Here is a 23,074-nt window from a genome sequence, read left to right as displayed (position 1 = left end):
GATTTTGTATTTTCTATTTTTGACCATATATGTTTGTCATCAGGGTTTATTTTAAGTCCAACTATGAATATTTTCGATGATTTTGAAATTTCTGAATGGAAATCTTTTTGCTGTTTTGCAACTAATGAAGGGCAGTGCAGAACAGTTTTGTTAGGGTGATACATTGCGACTGCTGGTGATAGCGCTGTGTCACTTTTGCAGTATTCTATTATTTTTTCAGCGTTATCATAGATTTCAATTGGGCCATCAATTATTGCGCTGTTGCTATCAGGAAGGATTTCAAATCCAATGTTAAAGATGTTGGCTAAGGGTATGAAATTGATAGAACCATGTATTTTTAGAACTGGAATATTGTTCGGGACTCGTTCTGATGAGTAGTATTGAGTAAAACAACCGACAGATGAAATGGCTTGTTCAATAAGTAGATCATAATTTGTCGTAGCAATACAGATGCTTTTTCTTTTTTTTAATATGTTAAATAATTTTACATAAGTATTTCCATCATTAATTCTGAATCTTGCAAGGTAAGCACACATTTGTTTAAGTAATTCAGTGGTATCTCTATTTCTTTCTTCAAAGAACTTGACCATGCCTTTCTCAGGGTCATTAATGAAACAATCCAATAAGTCTCCTTCAATCGTTGAGGCGATGCCACCTTCCTCTTTCATCCGTAAAAGCAAATCTCTACCTAAAGGTGGGTTAGCTGGTAGGCATGGACCACTACCGTAACTTGCACCAGCGCCAAATAAAAATAGAACCCCCATGTGACCCCCAGCTTGTTGATTGATCCTTAATCATTCTGCTTATTTTTGAGCGTAATCTCTAGAAAAAAAATGAGCGTATAAGCTTGCATGGCTATGCCGCATGAATCCGCATGATCGTTTGAGGATCGTTTTAGATGGCGCCCGCCAGTTCTGGCAGGCTTTTGCTTATATCGTGCAGGTGCATGAAAACCACTGCGTAAAGCGGGCAGGCGTGGCGGGGCTACGAGCGCGCGGTTTTGGGGTTAATCGCGGTTTTGGCGCCTCAATGTTGGGCGGGCATGGTCATTTTTTGGGGGCTGGTCGTGCGCGCCTGCGTCGTGGTGAGGCGCTGCGTTTCGTCGTGAGCTGCCAGGTGGCGAAAGCGCAGGACCGCTCAGCGAGGCGCTGAGGCGCTCTGATAGTGTGATAGGCGCAAGGGAATAAAAAAACCGCCCGGAGGAGGGCGGTTGATATCAAAGGCTGGCCGGGAGAGTGTCAGTCTTCATCGGTCAGGTAGGGGTCAAAGCGTATCACCTCATCACCCAGCCACTCGTTAACTTCTTTGATGCGGCCCTGCAGGGGAGTAAGTTCGTTGCGAACGAAAACGCGCGCCGCTTTTTCCACATCGCCAAACCCGCCGGTATTCGTTGGAATAATCCCCATCAGCTGCGGCGGCACGCGGTGAGCTGCCAGCATGTCATCACGGCTCACATTCTTGATGTTTAGAAACTCATCTTTCGCTGCGACTTCTGACAACGGGATGATCTGAATGCCGTCTTTCTTGCCGTTCGGGCTGTACATAAACAGGTTGCGGAAGTTGCCTGGCCCTTTCGATTTTTTCAGCGCTTCGCGTATGTTGTCCACGTCTTTCTGATCGGCGGCGGGGTCGCTCATGTACATGATAAAACCAGCATGGCTACCGTTTAGGTAATACTTACGGCGAAACAGCGTGGCCGATTCATTCAGCAGGGCGGAGGGAATGGCGGAGAGGTATTCCGGCATCCCGTAAAGCTCCTGGTTAACGTCGGGTTCCATCAGGTGAAACACGCCTCCCTCATCAAACTGATAGGGCTGCGAGTTGTAGCCATACTGTGCAAACCAGTAGGTGTCCGGGTCAATGCCACGACGGGTATATTTGGCAAGCGAGGCGCTCAGCTCCATGATCTGCCCTAACCGGTTCATGCGTTTTTCAAGGTAGGCATTACCGAATACCAGAAAGTCCTGGGCGAACCGGGAAAAGGCTTGTTTAGACAGCCAGCGGTGAGGGATGAAGGTACTGGTAAGAATATTGCGTTTTACCTGAATAGCGCTGGAGTGATGCACGGCGGCGCGGTAAGTTCGCGCCAGGCCATCCATGCTGATCGGTGGTTCGTACCAGCGGTCTACCTGCACGCACTCCAGGTAATCAAATAACTCCCGGCGGTCCATCACGGGGATCGGATCGCCAAACGTAAACGCCTCCGCATGTGCATTACTGACCATGTTGGCCGTATCGGTGGCGGTCTGGCCGCGCGGTGCCTTGCTGCGGTTTTTGCGGTTAGCCATTAAAAAATCTCCACGATGTTGCTGGTACTGGCGGAAGCTCCTGCCAGTGGTTCGTTATAAAGTGCGTGCATGGTTGCCCAGGCTAAATCCGCGTGGCTGGCTTCCTCTGTGCGGGCTGCTTCGTAGGTTGGCCGGTTGCCGCTGGCGGTGGTTGAGCGGCGAATGGACATAAAGGACTGCGCTATATCCAGCATCCCCGCGTCAAACTCCAGACGGCGCCCGCTGATGATGTCGTAGGCTTTAAGCACCAGGGCATTTTTTACGGTCGGGTTGTAGACAAACTCACGCGCGGCAGGGAAAAACTGCTTAACCGTTTTGTAAACGCCATCGCCAACGCCGGTCGAGTCAATGCCGATGTAGGTCACGTTGTAGCGTCTGGTGATTTCCTCAATCGCTGAGGCCTGGGCGCGAAAGTCCATCCCGCGCCACTGGTGACGCTCAAGGATACGGAATTTACCGCCGGGGACGACGGGAGGCGCGATGACCACGCAACCGGCGCTGTCACCGTTCTGCGTTCCTTTTGCCGGGTCATAGCCGATCCAGACAGGGTGGTATGCAAACGGACGCAGTAAAAGCGGTTCGAAATCGTCCCATACATCCCAGCTGTCAACCATGCAGGACTGCAGCAACGCCAGCGGGAACACGGACGCCAGATCGTCAACAAACTGACACATCAGCAGGTTGTTATATTCGTCCGGGCTGTACTCCAGGCGCAGCTGGTCCAGGTCGAAAAGGTTACACCCGCCGTTTACGGCATCCTCAATGGTGACTATCTGGCGGTACTGGCCGTCAGGGCATAAAACGCCGTGCGCCAGGCTACTGTGAGAAAGGTCAAACTCTACCCTGTCGGCTTTCGGGCGCCCTTTATTGAACAGGGCGCCGGACCAGAACGGGTAGGCGCTGTGCGTCAGGCTGGAAGGTGTAGAGAAATAGGTCTGACGCCATTTTTTGTGCAGCGCCATACCGGAGGCTACCTTGCGCAGCTCCTGGAATTTCGGTATCCAGAAATACTCATCAAGATACAGATTGCCGTGATAGCTCTGCGCGGTACGGGCATTTGTACCGAGGAAGTAAAGACAGGCGCCGTTAGGCAGCACCATCGGATCGCCTTTCAGCTCAACGTCCACCTCTTTTGCGAAGTCGATGATGTACTGTTTAAAAACGTGCGCCTGCGCTTTACTCGCTGACAGAAAGATTTGATTTCGCCCCGTGGTCAGGGCATCTATTAACGCTTCACGGGCGAAATAGTAGGTTGCACCGATCTGGCGTGACTTTAAGAGGTTGCGGATACGGTGTTTGATACCAGCGTCCCACCAGTGGCGCTGGTACTCGAACATACCGGCGCGGAAAATCTCTTCCAGCTTTTCGACCTGTTCGTCGGTAAACAGGTTTTTTTCCGGCGGTTTGCGCGGGCCTTTATTGCGGTTGGCCACGTTGGGGTTCAGGTCTGCTTCATTCCCGCCATTGTTAAATTTACCGATCCTGGCCTGTCGTTCGGACTGACGCGCCAGCAGGTCAATTTCTTTAAAATCCTTTCCTTCCTTCTGCTCCTTCATGACGAGCTGGCAATAACGTGCGGCGGTGGTGAGCTGCATCTGATCCAGTGGGCCATATTCGCCCCACTTATCGCGTTTTTTCCAGCTATGAACGGTTGCAACTTTCTCGCCCAGCATTTCAGCAATGCGGGCTACGCGGTATCCCTGAAAGTACATCAGCATTGCCTGACGACGGGGATCGAGGTCTGCGGGGGTCAGTGTTGTCATGGCACAAACATACGGCCTCAAATCAGCACTTTCCCCGGCTTCGCATTGTGTGGGAGTTCGCACAAGCCCAACGCGTTGTTTACACGCGCCTATCACCGCAAACATAAGGCTCTGAACGTGTTACGAACTAACTAACCGGAGCCGGACCGATGGCAAAAAAATCTAAGCGTTTTCGTATTGGGGTCGAAGGGGCCACCACTGACGGGCGCGTTATTGAACGTGACTGGATCACCCAGATGGCGGCGAGCTATAACCCGCAGGTATACACCGCGCTGATCAATATGGAACACATCAAGGGTTTTACCCCTGATGGGCCTTTCCGTCGTTTTGGCATGGTGGAAAAACTGGAAGCGGAAGAAATCACCGAAGGGGCTTTGTCCGGGAAGATGGCGCTGTATGGCTGGATTGCCCCGACGGACGAGCTGGTCACCATGACCGGTAACTGGCAGAAGCTTTTCACCTCAATGGAAGTTAACACCAGCTTTGCCGATACCGGCTCCGCTTATCTGGTTGGTCTGGCGGTTACTGACGATCCGGCAAGCCTCGGCACTGAAATGCTGCAGTTCAGCGCCAGCGCAGAACATAACCCCCTGGCGCGCCGCAAGCTGGACAAAGACAACCTGTTTACCGCTGCTCTTGAAACGCTGATCGAGTTTGAAGACGTGCCGGAAAAAACCAGCCTGTTTACCCGCGTGAAAGAGCTGCTGTCCCGCAAAGGCGCCGATGATAACGCGCGCTTTGCTGATGTTAATCAGGCTGTTGAAACCATCGCGCGTGAGCATCAGACGCTGGCGGAGCAGGTCAGCACCCATCAGGCCGATTTCAGCAACAAGCTGAGCGATATGCAAAAGGTTGTTGATGAGACAACCAGCGCACTCTCCACCCTTCGTGAGCAGCTTTCCACCCAGGACAGCCGCAGCGAACGCCGCCCTAATGCGACCGGCAATAACGGCGCAGAACAAACCACCGATTGCTGACGGAGCAAAAGCACAATGAAAAAAGAGACACGTTTTAAATACAACGGCTATCTGACGCAGCTCGCCAAACTCAACGGCGTATCTGTGAGCGATATCGCCTCGAAATATACGGCTGAGCCGTCAGTGGCGCAGACGCTGGAAACGAAAATCCAGGAGTCTTCCTCGTTCCTGCAGAAAATCAACATTATCCCGGTTGATGAGCAGTCCGGCGAGCGTCTGGGGCTGGGTATTGGTTCCAGTATTGCCGGAAATACTGATACCACCCAGAAAGACCGTGAGCCCGTTGATCCGACTTACATCGACGGTGAAGGGTACAAGTGTACCCAGACTAACTCTGATACGGCGCTGCCTTATGCGAAGCTGGATTTATGGGCCAAATTCCAGGACTTCCAGACGCGTATCCGTGACGCCATCATTACCCGCCAGGCGCTTGACCGCATCATGATCGGCTTCAACGGCGTGAAGCGTGAGAAAACGTCAGACCGCGCGACCTATCCACTGCTGCAGGATGTGAATATCGGCTGGCTGGAGAAAATCCGTCAGGAGAAACCCGTTCAGGTAATGGATAAGATCGTGTCCGAAGGCGAGGTGATTTCTCAGACTATCCGTGTTGGTAAAGGCGGTGATTTCCTGAATCTGGACGCGCTGGTTATGGGCGCCGTGAATGAGAAAATCGCGCCGTGGTATCAGGAAGATACGGAGCTTGTGGTTATCGTCGGGCGCCAGTTGCTGGCGGATAAATATTTCCCGATCGTCAACCGTGACCAGCCAAACAGCGAAACACTGGCGGCAGATCTTATCGTCAGCCAGAAGCGTATCGGCAACCTCCCGGCCGTTCGTGCGCCGTTCTTCCCGGCGAATGCCATGCTGATCACCCGCCTGGATAACCTGTCTATTTACTGGCAATCAGGCTCCCGCCGCCGTTCGGTCATCGACAATCCGAAGCGTGACCGCGTGGAGAACTTCGAGTCCGTTAACGAGGCGTATGTTGTCGAAGATTACGACGGCGTTTGCCTGGTTGAGAACATCGAACTGTTGCCCGTACAGGCAGGTGGCAATGCCAGCCCAGCGCTGACAACTGAAACCATCCAGGAAATCGTCACGGCAGCGGTGAAAGGCGCGCTTGATGCGCAGGCAGCTGGCGGTGCTGGCGCCGGAGCGTGATAAATGAATCCGTTCCGTGCTCACACTCAGTATGTACAGGCACAGGATGCCGCCCGGCAGGGCGGCAGTAATGCCAGCCTGACGGGCTACAACCAGATGCTGTTACAGCTGACAGAACACCGCAGGCGTCTTAAAACCGTCCAGTCAAATGAGCGCAAGGCTCAGCTCAAACGTGAGTTTCTTCCCGCTTATGCCTCATGGATTGCCGGTTTACTGGATGCTGACGCGTCAGGCCAGGACGACGTGGCGATGTACGTCATGATCTGGCGCATTGATGCCGGAGACTATACCGGCGCGCTGGACATTGCCCGTCATGCCATTAAACACGGCTGGATCCTGCCGCAGCGCTTCAACCGGACCTGCGGGACCGCTGTTGCGGAAGAGTTTGCCGACGCGGCAATGCGTGCTTTTTCTGCCGGTGAATCATTCAGTGCCGCCATTCTTACCCAGGTGCTCGATATCGTTGAAGGTCAGGATATGCCGGATCAGTCCCGTGCCCGACTTCATAAGGCGATGGGCTACGCACTGCGGGATAACGATCAGGCAGTGGCGGCACTTAACCATCTGAAGCGTGCCCTGCAGCTGGATAACAGTTCTGGCGTCAAAACCGAAATCAACAAGCTTGAAAGCCGATTGCGACAGGCAATGTCGGCTTAACGAATCGTGCCAACGCGCGGGGCGGCACGGGGTGGCGACAGGCTTTATGCCGCGTCAAAACCCCGTCCACCGCCCAACTATTTGGGAGTGCCAGAAATATGCAATTCGTTTCGCCGGAACAGGCCGGGGAAAGTACCCAGGACGTTATTAAAAACACCAGTTTCTGGCCTGATGTCAGGGTTTCAGAGTTTCGCCGTGATATGCGCATGGATGGGAGTGTCACCGATCCACGCCTGCGTCTGGCGTTGCTGACAGCAATTGCTGAAGTTAACGCCGATCTTTATGAGTTCCGCGAGAAACAACGGGCGCAGGGGTATGCGAGCCTGACCGACGTCCCTGCTGATGTGATCGACGGCGAAAGCCAGCGGCTCATGCTGTATCGCCGTGCGGTGTTTTGCTGGGCAAAAGCAAATCTGGTTGAGCGCTATCGCGATTTTGACGCAACCGGCGACGGAAGCAAGAAAGCCGAAGATATCGAAACAACCTTAGGCGAGCTGTGGCGCGATGTGCGCTGGGCGGAGTCCCGCCTGCGCGATATGCCGCATATGACGGTGGAGCTGATTTGATGAAAGTGCGTGCGCATCAGTATGACACGGTGGACGCACTCTGCTGGCGCCATTACGGGCGCACGCAGGGAGTCACTGAACAGGTGCTGCAGGCGAATCCGGGGCTGGCTGAATATGGCCCCTTTTTACCGCACGGGCTGCAGGTGGAGCTGCCGGATATCACGGCGTCAACCACTGCGCAGACTGTCCAGTTATGGGACTGAACTATGACGCTTGAACGACTCAGCGCCTTTATCACTTACTGCGTTGCCCTGCTTCTGGCATGGCTCGGCGATTTGTCTCTTAAAGATGTATCGACCATCACCGGTCTTGCGCTGGGGATTATTACTGCGGCGGTGACCTGTTATTTACGCTGGAAAGCCTACCAGCTGCTGCGGGACGGCAGAATATCCAGGGGGGAATATGAGTCCTTCAATCGTTAAGCGTTGCCTGGTCGGCGCGGTGCTGGCGATTGCCGCCACGTTGCCGGGCTTTCAGTCGCTTCATACCTCCGTCGAGGGGCTGAAGCTGATTGCTGATTTCGAAGGGTGTCGCCTCCAGCCATACCAGTGCAGTGCCGGGGTCTGGACTGACGGGATCGGCAATACGTCCGGGGTAGTACCGGGTAAAACCATAACGGAGCGACAGGCCGCGCAGGGGCTGATTAATAACGTGTTGCTGACGGAAAAAAGGATTGAAGCCTGCCTGCAGGTTAAGCCACCTCAGCATGTTTACGATGCCCTGATCAGTATCGGCTTTAATGTCGGAACGGGGGCAATCTGCCGATCAACAATGGTTTCTTACATCAATCGCCAGCAATGGTGGCAGGCGTGCAACCAGCTCCCCCGCTGGATTTATGTAAATGGTCAACGGAATAAAGGGCTGGAAAACAGGCGCGACCGTGAGCTTGCCTGGTGCCTTAAAGGGGCGGGGGCATGACGCGCGCGCTGGCGGTGATCCTGGCTCTGGTGCTGGCGTTGCTGGGCTGGCAGTCATGGCGGCTCAACAATGCCGGTCACACCATCGCGACGCAGGCTTGGGCGCTTAAAAATAACAAGCAGGAGCTGGCGAAGAAAAACAGCCAGCTTATCAGCCTGTCCATTCTTACCGAAACCAACAGCCGGGCGCAGACGCAACTTTATGCTGCAGCAGAGGAGACTTCCGCGCTGTTGCGGAGTCGCCAGCGCCGGATCGAGGAGCTAAAACGTGAAAACGAGGATTTACGCCGCTGGGCTGACACTCCTTTGCCTGCTGACATTATCAGGCTGCGGGACCGCCCGCCCCTCGCCGGAGGTGCAGCTTACCGTGAGTGGTTGTCCAAAAGTGACGCAGTGCCGCCTGGACAGGTCAGCGCCGCGAAGTAATGGGGATTTGAACCAGGTGCTGGATGAGACTGAGGCCGCCTGGGCTGCATGTGCCGACAAAGTGGACACGATCATAGCGTGTCAGGAGCTAGACAGTGAACAAGCCGCAGTCCTTACGCAACGCCCTGAATAAATCGGTGGCGTATGTCCGTGACAACCCGGACAAACTGCACCTTTTTGTTGATAACGGTTCGCTGGTCGCAACCGGCGCCCGTTCAATGTCATGGGAATATCGCTACACCCTGAACGTGGTGATTGAAGACTTTAGCGGCGACCAGAATTTAGTGATGGCGCCCGTGCTGCTCTGGTTAATGACCAATCAACCGGACGCTATTAACAACCCGGAGCTGCGCGAAAAACTTTTTACTTTTGACGTCGATATCCTGAGCAACGATCTGTGTGATATCAGCCTCAATCTGCAGCTCACGGAGCGCGTGATTGTCAGCACAGACGGCACCGTATCGAGCGTTGAAGCGGTGCCGGAACCCGACGTACCCGAAGAAATGTGGACGGTGAAACGTGGATGACCTGCAGAGGGTGGATGACTGGCTGGCGGCCCTGCTGGCGAATCTGGAACCGGCAGCCCGCAACCGTATGATGCGACAACTGGCGCAGGAGCTGCGCCGGTCGCAACAGCAAAACATCAGGCTGCAGCGCAATCCAGACGGCACCGCCTTTGAGGCGCGCCGGGTGACGGCCAGAAGTAAAAAGGGGCGCATCAAGCGCCAGATGTTCGCCAAATTGCGCACTACTAAATACCTGAAGACCGCAGCCACTGCGAACTCTGCCAGCGTGCTGTTTGATGGGAAAGTCCAGCACATAGCCCGTGTTCACCATTATGGTCTGCGTGATCGAGTCAGACGCAATGGCCCGGAGGTCCGGTACCCAGCGCGTCGCTTGCTAGGTAAAAATGGATATATTGAAGATTTAATAAAAGAAACCTTTATCAAATGGCTAAGCATTTGATAAATTCAAACAGGTCGTAAATTCTTATAGTGAATACTTATTGTTAAGTGATTTAAGCTCAGAAATAAATAATTTAGGCGTCCAACCTTTTGTTAACTCTGATAGAAGATATTCATCGGCCATATCTAAGATATAACCTGTTGCATTATTAGCGACTAATCCACCGAACAAACCAAGCATTGTGCCAATTTTAGTGTCAGCAAAAGAACCAGCATAAGCACCGATCATCATCATTGTTACACTTTTAGTGGACTTACCCCAGAATGTTTCGAAAAATCCACGTGGAGATGCATTGCTTTCTGAATAAAATCTTTGGGCCTCAATAGGTGATGATATTTCGTTTAAATCTGACATCCATTTTCTGAATTTTTTTGTACTCTTGTTTTTTCTGAATTTAACGAGTTCGTCCATAGGCATGCCCATATCTCTGAAAGATGTTTTAATATCAGGCATGTTTTCGAATTGAACAATCGCTGAAAAAATTTCATCTTTAGATAGGTTTGTGGCTTTTTGCATTGAGTCTTCAAGGAGAGTGCTTATATTGCTTGTTGGGCTAACCTGAGCGCGTTTTTGCATAAGATATTTGTAACCCAATAAATCAGAGGCACAGGAAATCAATTGCTGTTTTTCAGATTCATTAAGATTATTTTTATCTTTATTTTTAAGGCTTAGCCCCAGCCTCTCAAGTTTTCCACTTTCGAGAGCAGACATAGTTACACTAACGCTGTCATTCTCCATACCTTTAGGGACTGAAAAATAAAGGTCACGTACTTTTCGTGTTAAAGCTCTAACTTCCCCTTTTCTTAATGGACTCCTCATGAAATTAAGTCCTGTACGAATTGACTCTTCTGGGTCGAAAAATACGGATTCATTTCGACGGCCCGCGCATAAAGGGTCTACACCATATTGGTTATCATTCATATATAGAACGAGAGGAGACCACACGGTAAAGCTAAGTGCTCCATCATCTATTAATTCTTCAACTCCCCTTAATCCTATTTCATTTATTAAAATAGTTAAAGGAATGTTCTCGCCATCAACTTTGAAATTAACTTCATTGTGGAGGGTAAAACTTTCAAATAGTGATAGTTTTATTTCTTCGTAATATTTAGGCGCTTCGTTGATTTCCTTGTTGCTAAGGGGGATGCTTCTTTTAATAAGATACTTCCTACAAAAGCTGTCTAACTCCGTATTAAATATAGCGCCATTTAGATCTCGTTTGGATTGCATGCGAACCCTCATCACCATTGTGTAGTTAATGACACAAATTACCACACTGCATATCAAATGTGTGCGATGGCAAGCTAAAGATATGAATGCACAACTGACAGAAATCATGCGCCTTATCACCAACCTGATCCGCACCGGCACCGTAACCGAAGTGGACCGGGAAAACTGGCTGTGCCGGGTGAAAGTGGGTGAGCTTGAAACCAACTGGATTAACTGGCTGACACTGCGCGCAGGCGGTGCCCGTACATGGTGGTGCCCGTCGCCGGATGAGCAGGTGGTGGTGCTGAGTATGGGCGGCAATCTGGAAACCGCTTTTGCCTTACCTGCGATCTATTCCAACCAGTTCGCGCCGCCGTCGGACTCAGTGGACGGCTGCGTAACGGAATACCCGGACGGTGGATGGTTTGAATATGAACCCGCGACCGGCCGCTGGCATGTGCGGGGTATCAAATCCATGGTGATCGAGGCGGCAGATAACATAACCCTGAAAACGGGGGAATTTGTGGTGGAAGCAAGCAACACGCGCATAAACAGCGAGGTGGTGATCAATGGTGGCGTCACCCAGGGCGGCGGCGCCATGAGTTCTAACGGGATCGTAGTCGATAAACACGGTCATACCGGCGTTAAGTCCGGCGGCGATACATCGGGAGGTCCTGTATGACGCTGTATATCGGTATGAATCAGGACAATGGCAAAGCCATTTCTGATGCGGACCATTTGCGGCAGTCGGTCAGGGATATTCTGCTGACTCCCCAGGGAAGCCGTATAGCCCGCCGGGAATATGGTTCCCTGCTGTCAGCATTGATTGACCAGCCCCAGAACCCGGCGCTGCGCCTGCAGATTATGGCGGTTGTTTACGTATCGCTGAGTCGCTGGGAGCCTCGGCTTGTGCTGGATTCCATCACCATCAACAGCAGCTTTGACGGCTCCATGGTGGTTGAGCTAACCGGGAAGCGCAATAACGGAGCGCCTGTATCTCTTTCGGTATCAACAGGAGCAGACAATGGCACTCATTGACCTTTCCCAGCTCCCCGCGCCGCAAATCGTTGACGTGCCGGAGTTTGAATTCCTGCTGGCTGAGCGTAAGGCCGCCTTTGTGGCCCTGTATCCGGCAGACGAACAGGACGCGGTGCGGCGCACGCTTGAGCTGGAATCTGAACCCATCACCAAACAACTGCAGGAAAACACGTACCGGGAAATCCTGCTGCGCCAGCGTATCAACGAGGCAGCGCAGGCGGTCATGGTGGCTTATGCCATGGGCGGCGATCTCGATCAGATGGCGGCCAACTACAACGTGAAGCGGTTGACGGTTACACCTGCAGATAACGACGCGGTGCCGCCGGTCGCAGCGGTAATGGAAAGTGACGAGGCGTTGCGCCTGCGTGTTCCTGCTGCATTTGAGGGGCTTTCCGTTGCGGGACCAACGGCGGCTTATGAGTTTCACGCTAAAAGCACGGACGGGCGCGTCGCTGACGCCAGCGCAACTAGCCCGGCACCGGCGGAGGTGGTGCTTACCGTACTGAGCCGTGAGGGCGACGGAACGGCAGCGGCGGACCTGCTGGCGGTGGTTGAACAGGCACTTAACAGTGAGAACGTGCGGCCGGTTGCTGACCGTCTGACGGTGCGCAGCGCTGAAATTATTCCGTACAGCGTGGATGCAACGATCTTTCTTTACCCGGGGCCAGAAGCTGAGCCAGTGATGGAGGCGGCAAAGGCCAGCCTGCAGAAATATATCGCCAGCCAGACGAGGCTGGGGCGCGATATTCGCCGCAGTGCTATTTATGCCGCGCTGCATGTTGAAGGTGTGCAGCGTGTTGAGCTGGCCTCGCCGCTCGCTGATGTGGTGCTGGATAAGACACAAGCCGCTTCATGTACGGAATGGAGCGTAACCAACGGGGGAACGGATGAATAGTCTGCTTCCTCCTGGTTCATCGCCGCTTGAGCGCCGCCTGGCGCAGACCTGCAGCGGAATTTCCGATCTGCAGGTGCCGCTGCGCGATTTATGGAACCCGGCAACATGCCCGGTCAAGTTTCTGCCGTATCTGGCGTGGGCCTTTTCGGTGGATCGCTGGGACGAAGGATGGGCGGAGAGCGTGAAGCGCCGCGTGGTGCAGGATGCGTTCTATATCCATCAGCACAAGGGCACAACCAGCGCTGTGCGGCGTGTTGTGGAGCCGTTCGGCTTTCTGATCCGCATCATTGAATGGTGGCAGACAGGTGAGGCACCGGGCACGTTTCGCCTGGATATTGGGGTGCAGGACCAGGGCATAACAGAGGAAACCTATCTGGAGCTGGAGCGCCTCATCGGTGACGCCAAACCCTGCAGCAGGCATTTGATCGGCATGTCTATAAACCTGCAGACGAGCGGGCCATGTTTTGTTGGCGCAGCCATCTACACTGGCGAAGAAATAACGATCTACCCGTATATCAACGAAACCATTATTTCCGGCGGAACCGCATATGAGGGCGGGGCGGTCCATGTTATTGACACAATGAGAGTGAATCCATGAGCGCAAAATTTTATACCCTGCTGACGGATATCGGCGCGGCGAAACTGGCAAGCGCAGCCGCGCTCGGTGTCCCGTTGAAAATTACCCAGATGGCAGTAGGCGACGGTGGCGGCGTGCTGCCGACGCCAAGCGCACAACAGACAAAGCTGGTTGCTGAGAAGCGGCGCGCTGCTCTCAATATGCTGTATATCGATCCGCAGAACAGCAGTCAGATTATTGCTGAGCAGGTGATCCCCGAAACTGAGGGTGGTTGGTGGATTCGTGAAGTCGGTCTGTTCGATGATACCGGCGCGCTGATTGCCGTGGGCAACTGCCCGGAGAGCTACAAGCCGCAGCTGGCGGAGGGGAGCGGGCGCACGCAGACCGTGCGAATGGTGTTGATTACCAGCAGCACAGACAATATCACCCTGAAAATTGACCCAGCAGTAGTGCTGGCAACCCGCAAGTATGTGGATGACAAGGTGCTGGAGTTGAAGGTGTATGTGGATGACCTGATGGCAAAACATATTGCCGCTAACGATCCCCATACGCAGTATGCGCCGAAAGCCAGTCCGACATTCACCGGCACGCCAAAAGCGCCGACGGCGGCGGCTGGCAATAATTCTACGCAGCTCGCAACCACGGCCTTTGTGCAGGTAGCGATTGCGGCACTGGTTGATTCATCGCCGGGCGCACTTGATACGCTCAACGAACTGGCTAAAGCATTAGGCAACGATCCGAACTTTGCCACCACCATGACCAATGCGCTTGCCGGGAAAATGGATAAATCAGCTAACGGCGCTGATATTGCCGATATTTCCGCGTTTCTGAATAATCTTGGTCTGGGGGCAGGATCTGCTCTGCCAGTTGGTATTCCTGTACCCTGGCCTCTTGCGGCAGCCCCCGCTGGCTGGTTGAAGTGCAATGGAGCCGCTTTCACTGCTGCACAGTACCCGAAACTTGCGCAGGTATATCCTGGACTGACGCTGCCAGATTTACGTGGTGAGTTTCTGAGAGGCTGGGATGACGGGCGAGGCGTTGATTCCGGGCGTGTGCTGCTTTCCGGGCAGTATGATGCTCTGCAGAATATTACCGGTACGCTTCTGGATATTTCTGTCGGTCCAAATAACGCCGTATCGGGAGCATTCAGTGTTAATACACTGACACCAAACCTTTCTTCAACGCCTACGGGTGGAAATTACAAACAGGCAAACTATTCCTTTGATGCTTCCCGTGTGGCCCGAACATCGGCAGAAACCCGACCGCGTAACATCGCATTCAACTACATCGTGAGGGCCGCATAATGCAAAGTGCAGTTATAGAAAATGGTTTTGCCGTCGTGGCTGGTGAGGTTGTGGTTTTTAATTATGACAGCCTGACGCGGGTTTATTTGTCACAAACAACGGAGTTTATTCCGGTGGGCGTCAGCATTCCGGCAAATGCCTGTACGGACAAGCCACTGGCAGCAAAAAAAGGTTATGTTGTCTGCCGGAACAGTCAACTGACCGGATGGGAATATCTGGCTGATCATCGCGGTGAAACGGTCTGGAATATCAGAACCGGGGCAGAACAGCAAATTACCGTGCCGGGCGATTACCCTGCTGATACTACTATCTACCCTCCATCGACACCGTATGATAAATGGAATGGTGAACGCTGGGTGACAGATGAAGCGGAGAAAGCAGCGGCAGACATTGCTGAAGCGACAGCAACAAAAGCAGCACTTATCAAAAGTGCCGCTGAGAAAATAGAGCCGCTGCAGGATGCCGTTGAGCTGGATATGGCAACCGATCAAGAAAAGAGTAGTTATGATGCCTGGCGAAAATACCGCGTGTTGCTGACGCGCGTGGATACATCGCTGGCACCGGATATTGACTGGCCTGAACCACCCAAAGATTAATTCCGTCCCCGCGCCTGCGGGGATTTTTTTGCCCTTTCCATTGTGCCATTCACCATACATAGCCCGCCGCGTGCGCCGCGTGCATATCAACCAGAACATAGGCACACCCCCTGTAAACCGGAGAGACTGCCTTATGGCTCAGGATTACCACCACGGGGTGCGCGTTGTTGAAATCAACGAGGGCACCCGATCCATTACCACGGTGAGCACCGCCATCGTGGGCATGGTCTGCACCGGCGATGATGCTGATGCGTCCATGTTTCCCCTCAATAAGCCGGTCTTGCTGACCGATGTGCTGACCGCCAGCGGTAAAGCAGGCGAGTCCGGCACGCTGGCCCGCTCGCTGGATGCAATTGCCGACCAGGCTAAACCCGTGACCGTCGTTGTGCGCGTTGCACAGGGTGAAACCGAAGCGGAGACAACCTCTAACATTATCGGCGGCGTGACAGCTGACGGTAAAAAAACGGGCATGAAAGCGCTGTTATCTGCGCAGTCCCAGCTCGGCGTTAAGCCGCGCATTCTGGGCGTGCCGGGGCACGACACGCAGGCGGTTGCCACTGAACTGCTGAGCGTGGCGCAGAGTCTGCGCGGGTTTGCTTATCTGTCCGCCTATGGATGCAAAACGGTAGAGGAAGCCATTGCCTACCGCGCTAATTTCAGCCAGCGCGAGGGGATGCTGATCTGGCCTGATTTCATCAGCTTTGACACCGTGCTGAATGGTGACGCAACAGCTTACGCCTCAGCCCGTGCGCTTGGTCTGCGTGCCAAAATTGACGAGCAGACCGGCTGGCACAAATCCCTGTCCAACGTGGGCGTGAACGGCGTCACCGGCATTTCTGCGGATGTGTTCTGGGATTTGCAGGACCCGGCAACCGATGCGGGGCTGCTGAACCAGAACGATGTCACCACGCTGATCCGCAAAGACGGTTTCCGTTTCTGGGGCTCCCGCTGCCTCAGTGACGATCCTCTGTTTGCCTTTGAAAACTACACCCGCACCGCGCAGGTACTGGCTGACACCATCGCCGAAGCGCACATGTGGGCGGTTGATGGCGTGCTTAACCCGTCGCTGGCCCGCGACATTATCGAAGGTATTCGCGCCAAACTGCGCAACCTGAAAACGCAGGGCTACATCATCGGCGCCGACTGCTGGCTGGATGAGTCCGTAAACGATAAAGATTCTCTGAAAGCCGGGAAGCTCACTATCGATTACGACTATACGCCGGTACCGCCTCTGGAAAACCTGATGCTACGCCAGCGCATCACCGATCAGTATCTGCTGGATTTCTCCAGCCAGGTCAGCGCGTAAGGGGACAATATGGCTTTACCACGCAAGTTAAAACACCTGAACCTGTTTAACGACGGGAATAACTATCAGGGGATCGTTGAGTCCCTGACCCTGCCTAAATTCGGCCGCAAGTTTGAAAAGTATCGCGGCGGCGGTATGCCCGGTTCGGCTGATGTTGATCTGGGGCTGGATGATGGCGCGCTGGACACGGAATTTTCAATCGGTGGCACCGAACTGCTGTTATTCAAGCAGATGGGTAAAGCCACCGTTGACGGTATCCAGCTGCGTTTCACCGGCTCCATTCAGCGTGACGATACCGGCGAAGTGCAGGCCGTTGAGCTGGTTGTGCGCGGGCGACATAAAGAAGTCGATTCCGGCGAATGGAAAACCGGGGAGAGCAACACCACAAAAGTCAGCAGCACCAACAGCTACGCGAAGCTGACCATCAACGGCGAGGTGCTCTATGAGGTTGATGTGATCAACATGATTGAAATCGTTGATGGCGTGGACCTGATGGAAGAACACCGCAACGCCCTGGGCCTCTGATCTACTTTAAAGGCGCGGGCAGCCGCGCCAGTACCTTATTAACAGGAAATGACAATGAGCGAACAACAGACTGAAAAAACCGTACAGCTGGACACCCCAATCAAACGCGGCAAAACCGAAATTGCCGAAATTGTGCTGCGCAAGCCGCAGTCCGGCGCGCTGCGTGGCACCCGTCTGCAGGCGATCATGGATATGGACGTCGGCGCGATGATGACGATTATTCCCCGCATCTCTACGCCCGCGCTGACCGCTCAGGAAATGGCTGAAATGGACCCCGCAGATCTCACCGCGCTGTCGGTTGAGGTGGTCACTTTTTTGTTGAAGAAATCGGTGCTTGCCGGTTTGCCGACAGCCTGACGCTAGAAGACCTGGTGGCTGATATCGCCACCATTTTTCACTGGCCGCCGTCCGTCACTGACGTTATGCCGCTGACCGAAGTGCTGGAGTGGCGGCATAAAGCGATTCAGAGAAGCGGGGCCAGCGATGAGTGACACTAATCTGCGTTTGCAGGTAATTCTTAATGCGGTTGATAGGCTCACCCGCCCATTCCGATCAGCGCAGGCCAGCTCTAAAGAGCTGGCTACCGCCATTCAGCAAAGCCGCGCAAGATTAAAAGAACTGGACGCCCAGGCGGGCCGTATTGACGGTTTCCGCAAGGCAAGCGCGCAGCTGGCCGTCACCGGCAACAGTCTGAAAGCCGCACGCGAAGAAGCGGCGAAGCTTGCCACGCAGTTCTCGGCCACAAACCGCCCGACGGCGGCGCAGGCTCGTCTGCTTGAGCAGGCAAAAAACCGCGTTAACGAGCTGCAGAGCAAATACAACGGCCTGCGACAGTCGGTGCAGCGTCAGCGTCTTGCGCTCAATGAGGCCGGGCTGGACACCAAAAAGCTGAGCAGTGCGCAGCGTGAGCTGCGGCAGAATGCCGACGAAACCCGGCAGGCGCTGGACCGACAGCAGAAATCCCTTAAACGCCTGGGCGCGCAGCAGGCCCGTATGAACGCCGTCCGCGATCAGTATTCGCGGCGCCTTGAGGTGCGGGATCGTATTGCGGGCGCCGGAGCAACGACTACTGCCGCCGGGCTGGCGATGGGCGCGCCGGTGATGGCTGCCGTTAAAAGCTATGCCAGCATGGAAGATGCGATGAAAGGCGTGGCAAAGCAGGTTAACGGGCTGCGGGACGACAACGGCAACCGCACAAAACAGTTTTACGACATGCAGGATGCCATCAAGGCCGCCAGTGAACAGCTGCCGATGGAGAATGGCGCCATCGACTATGCCGCGCTGGTTGAAGGTGGCGCCCGCATGGGCGTGACAAACCAGAATGATTCTTACGAAGACCAGAAGCGTGACCTGCTGGCCTTTGCATCCACTGCAGCAAAGGCCGCAACGGCATTCGAGCTGCCCGCTGATGAGCTGGCGGAGGGGCTGGGGAAAATCGCGCAGCTCTATAAAGTGCCGACCCGCAATATTGAACAGCTTGGCGATGCCCTGAACTACCTGGACGATAACGCCATGTCTAAGGGCGGCGATATCATCAATGTGCTGCAGCGCATGGGGGGAGTGGCCGACCGGCTTGATTTCCGAAAGGCGGCCGCGCTGGGTTCCACCTTCCTGTCTCTGGGCGCCGCGCCCGAAATTGCCGCCAGCGCATCAAATGCGATGGTGCGCGAACTGTCGATTGCAACCATGCAGAGCAAGCGGTTCATGGAGGGTATGGATCTGCTGAAACTCAATCCAGAAGAGATTGAAAAGCAGATGACAAAGGACGCAATGGGGACCATTCAGCGCGTGCTGGAGAAGGTCAACAAGCTGCCGCAGGATAAACGCCTGTCCGCCATGACGATGATATTTGGCAAGGAGTTTGGCGACGATGCGGCGAAGCTTGCAAACAACCTGCCGGAGCTGCAGCGACAGCTGAAACTCACCTCAGGCACTGAGGCTTACGGCTCCATGCAGAAAGAATCCGATATCAATAAGGATTCACTTTCCGCGCAGTGGTTGCTTGTTAAAACGGGCGCGCAGAACGCTTTCAGTAGCCTGGGTGAAACCCTGCGCCAGCCGCTGATGGATATCATGGGGTACGTCAAAAACGTTACCGGGGCACTGCGTCGATGGGTTGAGGCTAACCCGCAGCTGGCGGGCACGCTGATGAAAGTGGCTGCAGCCACAGCTGCGATCACAGTTGTGCTCGGCACGCTGGCGGTGGCCGTGGCTGCCTTGCTGGGGCCGCTGGCGGTGATCCGTTTTGGCCTGTCCGTGTTGGGTGTAAAAACACTCCCCTCCGTTATGTCTGCAGTGACCCGCACCGGCGGCGCGCTGTCCTGGCTGGCAAATGCGCCGCTTTCCCTGTTGCGCCGTGGCCTGGCTGCATCCGGCAGCAGCGCCGGATTGCTGGCGTCTCCCCTTAACTCCCTGCGCCGTTCTGCCGGGCTGGCTGGCAACGCGCTGAAAGCGCTGGCCGGTGCGCCGCTTGCTGTCCTTCGCGGCGGAATGTCTGGTATTCGCAACATTATCGGCATGGTAATGAATCCGCTGGCCGCGTTGCGTGGGGGATTATCCGCAGCCGGTGGCGTGCTGCGTTTTCTGGCGTCCGGCCCGCTGGCTCTCCTTCGCGTTGCGCTGTACGGGATTTCTGGATTGCTGGGCGCCCTGCTTAGTCCGATAGGGCTCGTTGTGGCGGCGCTGGCTGGCGTGGCGCTGGTTGTCTGGAAATACTGGCAGCCGATAAGCGCATTTTTAGGCGGAGTGGTTGAAGGATTCAAAGCTGCAGCTGCGCCTATCAGTGCGGCGTTTGAGCCACTGCAGCCTGTTTTCCAGTGGATAGGTGACAAGGTCCAGGCATTGTGGGGCTGGTTTACTGATCTGCTGACGCCGGTTAAATCCACCTCTGCAGAGCTGCAAAGCGCGGCGTCGATGGGGCGGCAGTTTGGGGAGGCGCTGGCGGCAGGGCTGAACATGGTCATGCACCCGCTGGATTCGCTTAAATCGGGCGTGTCCTGGCTGCTTGAAAAACTTGGCATTGTCAGCAAGGAAGCGGCCAAAGCGAAGCTTCCTGAGCAGGTCACGCGGCAGCAACCAGCCACGGTAAACACAGACGGTAAAGTGGTGCTGCCGCCTGGCGGATTCCCGCCGATGGGTTTTGCTGGCATGTACGACAGCGGCGGTACCATTCCGCGCGGCCAGTTCGGCATCGTGGGTGAGAATGGCCCAGAGATCGTTAACGGGCCCGCCAGTGTCACCGGCAGGAAACGGACTGCTGATCTGGCAAGGGTGGCGGCAACGCTCAATCCTTCCCGGACGGAACCGGCCAGCGCTAAACAATATCCTGAACGCGCGATAGTTCTGCCGCCTGATAGTGTGAACGGTCCGGCAAATCTTCCGGTAATCAATCGTACTACTGAGCTGGTGAAACTGGCGGCAACGGTAAGCCCGGTTCGTGATGTAACAGCCAGCCCGGTGCAACGGCCTGAAAGCAGGTTAATACTGCCGCCTGAGATTGTTAACGCCCCGGTAAACCGTCCTGGTCGGGATCGTGCTGCGGAGCTGGCTGATATCGCTGCGGCTGTCATGCCAGCACCGGCAGTTACGGAAATCACGGATAAGAGGGCTGACCCGATGGCTATGCGCCAGAAGGTGTTCGCTTCCGTGGTCGCTGGCGTAATGGGCCTGGCGGCTGCCCCGGCAGAAGCCGCGCCAATTCATCCGTACAGTGTACCTGTCAGGACGCAACCGGCGCCGTCGGCAAAGGCAGAGAGACAGCCACAGGTAATTAAGTACGAGATAAGTGCGCCAATTCATATTGTCGCCCAGCCAGGGCAAAGCGCACAGGATATCGCCCGCGAGGTGGCCCGGCAGCTTGATGAGCGTGAGCGCCGGGCCAGGGCAAAAACACGCAGTAATTTCAGTGATCGAGGGGGTTACGAATAATGATGATGGTGCTGGGGTTGTACGTATTCATGCTGCGCACCGTACCCTATCAGGAGCTGCAGTATCAGCGCAGCTGGCGGCACGCTGCTAACAGCCGGGTAAACCGGCGCCCGACAACGCAGTTTCTTGGGCCGGATAACGATTCGCTTACTCTGTCCGGCGTCCTGCTGCCGGAGATTACCGGCGGCAGGTTGTCTTTGCTGGCACTGGAGCAGATGGCGGAGCTGGGGAAAGCCTGGCCTTTGATTGAGGGGAGCGGGACGATTTACGGCATGTTTGTGATCGAGAGTCTGAGCCAGACAAAAACAGAATTTTTTGAGAGCGGTATGCCCCGGCGCATCGAATTTTCGCTGAGCCTGAAACGGGTGGATGAATCGCTGTCTGATATGTTTGGCAGCCTCAGCGATCAGCTCAGTAATTTGCAGGACTCCGCCACCGCTGCGATAGGTAATATGAAAAATACGGTTGGGGGGTTACTGCAGTGAATTTTAGCTCTGATCTTCTGAATCTGAACAGCAAAACCCCCGGTTTCAGCATCACTATTGAAGGTAAAGATGTGACTACCGTGCTGGATGCGCGCCTGATGAGTCTGACGCTGACGGATAACCGGGGCTTTGAAGCGGACCAGCTTGATCTGGAACTGGACGACTCGGACGGTCAAATCGTTCTGCCGCGTCGGGGAGCCATTATTCAGTTTGCGCTGGGGTGGAAAGGTCAGCCGCTTTTTCCGAAAGGGGCCTTTACTGTCGATGAGATTGAGCACAGCGGCGCGCCTGACCGTCTCACAATTCGCGCGCGTAGTGCAGATTTCCGTGAAACCCTTAATACGCGGCGTGAAAAGTCCTGGCATCAGACAACGGTGGGCGAAGTCGTGAAGGAAATCGCCGCCAGGCATAAATTAAAAATGGCGCTGGGGCAGGACCTGATGGACAAACCTGTTGATCATCTTGACCAGACTAATGAAAGCGACGCCAGCTTTTTGATGAAGCTGGCGCGGCAGTATGGGGCGATAGCCTCAGTTAAGGACGGCAATCTGTTGTTTATCCGCCAGGGGCAGGGCAGAACGGCAAGCGGTAAGCCGCTGCCGGTTATCACCATAACCCGCCAGGCCGGTGACGGTCATCGTTTTACCCTGGCCGACCGCGATGCCTATACGGGGGTGATTGCCAGCTGGCTCCATACCCGTGAGCCAAAGAAAAAAGAGACAGCAAAGGTTAAGCGCCGTCGAAAGAAAACCACCGCGGCAAAGGAGCCGGAAGCAAAACAGGGTGATTACCTGGTTGGAACGGATGAAAACGTGCTGGTACTCAACAGAACTTATGCAAACCGCAGCAACGCAGCGCGTGCGGCAAAGATGCAGTGGGAGCGTCTGCAGCGCGGGGTTGCAACATTCTCCCTGCAGCTCGCAGAGGGAAGGGCTGATCTGTATACCGAAATGCCGGTGAAGGTGAGCGGCTTTAAACAGCCCATTGATGATGCCGAATGGACCATTACCACGCTGACGCATAGTGTCAGTGCAGATAATGGTTTCACTACGACTCTGGAGCTTGAGGTAAAGATAGATGATTTAGAAATGGAATGACAATGTTCACAAAACGGATGTTCGTGTATCATTATGGGATTGCGGGTAATGACTTGGGGAGAAACGGATATGATGAATTGTCCGAAATGCGGACACGCGGCACATACTCGCAGTAGCTTTCGTGTATCAGATAATACGAAAGAGCGTTATTGCCAGTGCCAAAACATTAACTGTGGAACCACTTTTGTTACTCATGAAACCGTAGTGCGCTTTATCGTAACACCCGGACAGGTCGATCATGTGCCTCCGCACCCTTTAAACAGTGGTCAGGGACATATGAATTTTTGACAACCTAACCCGCTTCGGCGGGTTTTTTATTGGTGGCAGCTTATTTTCTGCTGCCATTTTGCTGCCAACAATGAAACCATAAACAAAAAAGCCACTCGCTAGA

The 23,074-nt window shown here is 54.4% G+C and carries 30 protein-coding genes; 26 read left to right on the top strand and 4 right to left on the bottom strand.

The genetic code is table 11. The annotated features are described in order from the left end of the window. Window positions 1-764, bottom strand: a 764-nt coding sequence (locus tag ACNQ0W_RS18570) for an SIR2 family protein (protein ID WP_417933224.1), incomplete at its 3' end; no start/stop codon positions are given. A gap of 100 nt (window positions 765-864) precedes the next feature. Between ACNQ0W_RS18570 and ACNQ0W_RS18565 the strand changes: the two genes are divergently transcribed. Then, window positions 865-1,152, top strand: coding sequence for a hypothetical protein (locus ACNQ0W_RS18565; RefSeq protein WP_116329959.1), 288 nt, complete (start codon window positions 865-867; stop codon window positions 1,150-1,152). 86 nt (window positions 1,153-1,238) lie between these two features. Here the strand turns inward: ACNQ0W_RS18565 and ACNQ0W_RS18560 are convergent, their stop codons facing one another. Continuing rightward, window positions 1,239-2,288: a phage portal protein gene (locus ACNQ0W_RS18560; RefSeq protein ID WP_116329960.1), complete on the bottom strand. Its 1,050-nt coding sequence runs from the start codon at window positions 2,286-2,288 to the stop codon at window positions 1,239-1,241. Continuing rightward, window positions 2,288-4,051 (bottom strand): terminase ATPase subunit family protein, encoded by a 1,764-nt coding sequence (locus ACNQ0W_RS18555; RefSeq protein WP_023307000.1) that lies wholly within the window; start codon window positions 4,049-4,051, stop codon window positions 2,288-2,290. The genes ACNQ0W_RS18560 and ACNQ0W_RS18555 overlap by 1 nt, the downstream gene beginning before the upstream one ends. A 149-nt stretch (window positions 4,052-4,200) precedes the next feature. Between ACNQ0W_RS18555 and ACNQ0W_RS18550 the strand changes: the two genes are divergently transcribed. The 11 genes from ACNQ0W_RS18550 (at window position 4,201) to ACNQ0W_RS18500 (ending at window position 9,724) form a co-directional block, all read left to right on the top strand. Then, the gene (locus tag ACNQ0W_RS18550) at window positions 4,201-5,028 is read left to right on the top strand and encodes a GPO family capsid scaffolding protein (RefSeq protein ID WP_116329961.1); all 828 of its coding nucleotides are present in this window, start codon (window positions 4,201-4,203) and stop codon (window positions 5,026-5,028) included. Window positions 5,029-5,043: 15 nt separating this feature from the next. Beyond that, window positions 5,044-6,192, top strand: coding sequence for a phage major capsid protein, P2 family (locus ACNQ0W_RS18545; protein WP_116329962.1), 1,149 nt, complete (start codon window positions 5,044-5,046; stop codon window positions 6,190-6,192). 3 nt (window positions 6,193-6,195) lie between these two features. Then, window positions 6,196-6,849 (top strand): phage terminase small subunit, encoded by a 654-nt coding sequence (gene gpM, locus ACNQ0W_RS18540; RefSeq protein WP_116329963.1) that lies wholly within the window; start codon window positions 6,196-6,198, stop codon window positions 6,847-6,849. Between the two features lie 98 nt (window positions 6,850-6,947). Next, a complete protein-coding gene (locus ACNQ0W_RS18535; RefSeq protein WP_116329964.1) occupies window positions 6,948-7,415 on the top strand; it encodes a head completion/stabilization protein in 468 nt (155 codons plus the stop codon). Continuing rightward, complete coding sequence (locus tag ACNQ0W_RS18530; RefSeq protein WP_000868184.1) at window positions 7,415-7,618, top strand: tail protein X; 204 nt, start codon at window positions 7,415-7,417, stop codon at window positions 7,616-7,618. The genes ACNQ0W_RS18535 and ACNQ0W_RS18530 overlap by 1 nt, the downstream gene beginning before the upstream one ends. 3 nt (window positions 7,619-7,621) lie before the next feature. After that, a complete protein-coding gene (locus ACNQ0W_RS18525) occupies window positions 7,622-7,837 on the top strand; it encodes a hypothetical protein (RefSeq protein ID WP_110108668.1) in 216 nt (71 codons plus the stop codon). Further along, on the top strand, window positions 7,818-8,333 hold the full coding sequence (locus ACNQ0W_RS18520) for a lysozyme (RefSeq protein ID WP_116329965.1): 516 nt from the start codon (window positions 7,818-7,820) through the stop codon (window positions 8,331-8,333). The genes ACNQ0W_RS18525 and ACNQ0W_RS18520 overlap by 20 nt, the downstream gene beginning before the upstream one ends. Next, on the top strand, window positions 8,330-8,758 hold the full coding sequence (lysB, locus tag ACNQ0W_RS18515; RefSeq protein ID WP_116329966.1) for an Rz-like lysis system protein LysB: 429 nt from the start codon (window positions 8,330-8,332) through the stop codon (window positions 8,756-8,758). Before ACNQ0W_RS18520 ends, lysB begins: the two co-directional genes overlap by 4 nt. Continuing rightward, window positions 8,643-8,891, top strand: a complete 249-nt coding sequence (lysC, locus tag ACNQ0W_RS18510; RefSeq protein ID WP_240324870.1) for an Rz1-like lysis system protein LysC — start codon at window positions 8,643-8,645, stop codon at window positions 8,889-8,891. Before lysB ends, lysC begins: the two co-directional genes overlap by 116 nt. After that, window positions 8,854-9,285, top strand: coding sequence for a phage tail protein (locus ACNQ0W_RS18505; protein WP_063930717.1), 432 nt, complete (start codon window positions 8,854-8,856; stop codon window positions 9,283-9,285). Before lysC ends, ACNQ0W_RS18505 begins: the two co-directional genes overlap by 38 nt. Further along, complete coding sequence (locus ACNQ0W_RS18500; RefSeq protein ID WP_116329968.1) at window positions 9,278-9,724, top strand: phage virion morphogenesis protein; 447 nt, start codon at window positions 9,278-9,280, stop codon at window positions 9,722-9,724. Before ACNQ0W_RS18505 ends, ACNQ0W_RS18500 begins: the two co-directional genes overlap by 8 nt. 24 nt (window positions 9,725-9,748) lie before the next feature. Here the strand turns inward: ACNQ0W_RS18500 and ACNQ0W_RS18495 are convergent, their stop codons facing one another. Further along, entirely contained in the window at window positions 9,749-10,954 is a 1,206-nt protein-coding gene (locus ACNQ0W_RS18495) for a hypothetical protein (protein ID WP_116329969.1), read from the bottom strand. 82 nt (window positions 10,955-11,036) lie between these two features. On the opposite strand from ACNQ0W_RS18495, the gene ACNQ0W_RS18490 reads away from it, so the two are divergent. From ACNQ0W_RS18490 to ACNQ0W_RS18425, 14 genes are all read left to right on the top strand, one after another. Continuing rightward, window positions 11,037-11,615 carry a phage baseplate assembly protein V gene (locus ACNQ0W_RS18490; protein WP_014884896.1) on the top strand — a complete coding sequence of 193 codons (579 nt, stop codon included), beginning with the start codon at window positions 11,037-11,039 and terminating at the stop codon, window positions 11,613-11,615. Beyond that, a complete protein-coding gene (locus ACNQ0W_RS18485) occupies window positions 11,612-11,971 on the top strand; it encodes a GPW/gp25 family protein (protein ID WP_116329970.1) in 360 nt (119 codons plus the stop codon). The genes ACNQ0W_RS18490 and ACNQ0W_RS18485 overlap by 4 nt, the downstream gene beginning before the upstream one ends. Next, the gene (locus tag ACNQ0W_RS18480) at window positions 11,958-12,866 is read left to right on the top strand and encodes a baseplate assembly protein (RefSeq protein ID WP_116329971.1); all 909 of its coding nucleotides are present in this window, start codon (window positions 11,958-11,960) and stop codon (window positions 12,864-12,866) included. The genes ACNQ0W_RS18485 and ACNQ0W_RS18480 overlap by 14 nt, the downstream gene beginning before the upstream one ends. After that, entirely contained in the window at window positions 12,859-13,464 is a 606-nt protein-coding gene (locus ACNQ0W_RS18475) for a phage tail protein I (RefSeq protein ID WP_116329972.1), read from the top strand. Before ACNQ0W_RS18480 ends, ACNQ0W_RS18475 begins: the two co-directional genes overlap by 8 nt. Further along, window positions 13,461-14,747: a phage tail protein gene (locus ACNQ0W_RS18470; protein ID WP_116329973.1), complete on the top strand. Its 1,287-nt coding sequence runs from the start codon at window positions 13,461-13,463 to the stop codon at window positions 14,745-14,747. Before ACNQ0W_RS18475 ends, ACNQ0W_RS18470 begins: the two co-directional genes overlap by 4 nt. Next, window positions 14,747-15,343: a tail fiber assembly protein gene (locus tag ACNQ0W_RS18465; RefSeq protein ID WP_116329974.1), complete on the top strand. Its 597-nt coding sequence runs from the start codon at window positions 14,747-14,749 to the stop codon at window positions 15,341-15,343. Before ACNQ0W_RS18470 ends, ACNQ0W_RS18465 begins: the two co-directional genes overlap by 1 nt. A 133-nt stretch (window positions 15,344-15,476) precedes the next feature. Then, window positions 15,477-16,649, top strand: a complete 1,173-nt coding sequence (locus tag ACNQ0W_RS18460; protein WP_116329975.1) for a phage tail sheath protein — start codon at window positions 15,477-15,479, stop codon at window positions 16,647-16,649. A 9-nt stretch (window positions 16,650-16,658) separates the two neighbouring features. After that, a complete protein-coding gene (locus tag ACNQ0W_RS18455; protein ID WP_007848874.1) occupies window positions 16,659-17,174 on the top strand; it encodes a phage major tail tube protein in 516 nt (171 codons plus the stop codon). Between the two features lie 54 nt (window positions 17,175-17,228). Next, window positions 17,229-17,531 carry a phage tail assembly protein gene (locus tag ACNQ0W_RS18450; RefSeq protein ID WP_014884889.1) on the top strand — a complete coding sequence of 101 codons (303 nt, stop codon included), beginning with the start codon at window positions 17,229-17,231 and terminating at the stop codon, window positions 17,529-17,531. Between the two features lie 14 nt (window positions 17,532-17,545). After that, on the top strand, window positions 17,546-17,665 hold the full coding sequence (locus ACNQ0W_RS18445; protein WP_007848878.1) for a GpE family phage tail protein: 120 nt from the start codon (window positions 17,546-17,548) through the stop codon (window positions 17,663-17,665). After that, window positions 17,658-21,101: a phage tail tape measure protein gene (locus tag ACNQ0W_RS18440; protein WP_116329976.1), complete on the top strand. Its 3,444-nt coding sequence runs from the start codon at window positions 17,658-17,660 to the stop codon at window positions 21,099-21,101. Before ACNQ0W_RS18445 ends, ACNQ0W_RS18440 begins: the two co-directional genes overlap by 8 nt. After that, window positions 21,101-21,586 carry a phage tail protein gene (locus tag ACNQ0W_RS18435; RefSeq protein ID WP_116329977.1) on the top strand — a complete coding sequence of 162 codons (486 nt, stop codon included), beginning with the start codon at window positions 21,101-21,103 and terminating at the stop codon, window positions 21,584-21,586. Before ACNQ0W_RS18440 ends, ACNQ0W_RS18435 begins: the two co-directional genes overlap by 1 nt. Then, on the top strand, window positions 21,583-22,683 hold the full coding sequence (locus tag ACNQ0W_RS18430; protein WP_116329978.1) for a phage late control D family protein: 1,101 nt from the start codon (window positions 21,583-21,585) through the stop codon (window positions 22,681-22,683). Before ACNQ0W_RS18435 ends, ACNQ0W_RS18430 begins: the two co-directional genes overlap by 4 nt. 69 nt (window positions 22,684-22,752) lie before the next feature. Continuing rightward, window positions 22,753-22,971: a DNA-binding transcriptional regulator gene (locus ACNQ0W_RS18425; protein ID WP_015386379.1), complete on the top strand. Its 219-nt coding sequence runs from the start codon at window positions 22,753-22,755 to the stop codon at window positions 22,969-22,971. The last annotated feature ends 103 nt before the right edge of the window (window positions 22,972-23,074 follow it).

It is taken from the genome of Enterobacter cloacae complex sp. 6730903 (assembly GCF_048283985.1).
Taxonomy (GTDB): domain Bacteria; phylum Pseudomonadota; class Gammaproteobacteria; order Enterobacterales; family Enterobacteriaceae; genus Enterobacter; species Enterobacter hormaechei_C.
The sequence above is the reverse complement of the archived record's forward strand: the minus strand, read 5'-3'. Positions and strand labels throughout refer to the sequence as shown.

Excerpts from the sequence above, each read along its gene's own strand:
- ACNQ0W_RS18550 (WP_116329961.1), top strand. The coding sequence starts at position 4,201 with ATGGCAAAAAAATCTAAGCGTTTTCGTATTGGGGTCGAAGGGGCCACC.
- ACNQ0W_RS18490 (WP_014884896.1), top strand. The coding sequence starts at position 11,037 with ATGAATGCACAACTGACAGAAATCATGCGCCTTATCACCAACCTGATC.
- ACNQ0W_RS18560 (WP_116329960.1), bottom strand. The coding sequence starts at position 2,288 with ATGGCTAACCGCAAAAACCGCAGCAAGGCACCGCGCGGCCAGACCGCC.
- ACNQ0W_RS18465 (WP_116329974.1), top strand. The coding sequence starts at position 14,747 with ATGCAAAGTGCAGTTATAGAAAATGGTTTTGCCGTCGTGGCTGGTGAG.
- ACNQ0W_RS18480 (WP_116329971.1), top strand. The coding sequence starts at position 11,958 with ATGGCACTCATTGACCTTTCCCAGCTCCCCGCGCCGCAAATCGTTGAC.
- ACNQ0W_RS18435 (WP_116329977.1), top strand. The coding sequence starts at position 21,101 with ATGATGATGGTGCTGGGGTTGTACGTATTCATGCTGCGCACCGTACCC.
- ACNQ0W_RS18450 (WP_014884889.1), top strand. The coding sequence starts at position 17,229 with ATGAGCGAACAACAGACTGAAAAAACCGTACAGCTGGACACCCCAATC.
- lysB (WP_116329966.1), top strand. The coding sequence starts at position 8,330 with ATGACGCGCGCGCTGGCGGTGATCCTGGCTCTGGTGCTGGCGTTGCTG.
- ACNQ0W_RS18545 (WP_116329962.1), top strand. The coding sequence starts at position 5,044 with ATGAAAAAAGAGACACGTTTTAAATACAACGGCTATCTGACGCAGCTC.
- gpM (WP_116329963.1), top strand. The coding sequence starts at position 6,196 with ATGAATCCGTTCCGTGCTCACACTCAGTATGTACAGGCACAGGATGCC.
- ACNQ0W_RS18555 (WP_023307000.1), bottom strand. The coding sequence starts at position 4,051 with ATGACAACACTGACCCCCGCAGACCTCGATCCCCGTCGTCAGGCAATG.
- ACNQ0W_RS18440 (WP_116329976.1), top strand. The coding sequence starts at position 17,658 with ATGAGTGACACTAATCTGCGTTTGCAGGTAATTCTTAATGCGGTTGAT.
- ACNQ0W_RS18475 (WP_116329972.1), top strand. The coding sequence starts at position 12,859 with ATGAATAGTCTGCTTCCTCCTGGTTCATCGCCGCTTGAGCGCCGCCTG.
- ACNQ0W_RS18485 (WP_116329970.1), top strand. The coding sequence starts at position 11,612 with ATGACGCTGTATATCGGTATGAATCAGGACAATGGCAAAGCCATTTCT.
- ACNQ0W_RS18470 (WP_116329973.1), top strand. The coding sequence starts at position 13,461 with ATGAGCGCAAAATTTTATACCCTGCTGACGGATATCGGCGCGGCGAAA.
- ACNQ0W_RS18535 (WP_116329964.1), top strand. The coding sequence starts at position 6,948 with ATGCAATTCGTTTCGCCGGAACAGGCCGGGGAAAGTACCCAGGACGTT.
- ACNQ0W_RS18520 (WP_116329965.1), top strand. The coding sequence starts at position 7,818 with ATGAGTCCTTCAATCGTTAAGCGTTGCCTGGTCGGCGCGGTGCTGGCG.
- ACNQ0W_RS18460 (WP_116329975.1), top strand. The coding sequence starts at position 15,477 with ATGGCTCAGGATTACCACCACGGGGTGCGCGTTGTTGAAATCAACGAG.
- ACNQ0W_RS18525 (WP_110108668.1), top strand. The coding sequence starts at position 7,622 with ATGACGCTTGAACGACTCAGCGCCTTTATCACTTACTGCGTTGCCCTG.
- ACNQ0W_RS18455 (WP_007848874.1), top strand. The coding sequence starts at position 16,659 with ATGGCTTTACCACGCAAGTTAAAACACCTGAACCTGTTTAACGACGGG.
- ACNQ0W_RS18495 (WP_116329969.1), bottom strand. The coding sequence starts at position 10,954 with ATGCAATCCAAACGAGATCTAAATGGCGCTATATTTAATACGGAGTTA.
- ACNQ0W_RS18425 (WP_015386379.1), top strand. The coding sequence starts at position 22,753 with ATGATGAATTGTCCGAAATGCGGACACGCGGCACATACTCGCAGTAGC.
- ACNQ0W_RS18530 (WP_000868184.1), top strand. The coding sequence starts at position 7,415 with ATGAAAGTGCGTGCGCATCAGTATGACACGGTGGACGCACTCTGCTGG.
- ACNQ0W_RS18565 (WP_116329959.1), top strand. The coding sequence starts at position 865 with ATGAATCCGCATGATCGTTTGAGGATCGTTTTAGATGGCGCCCGCCAG.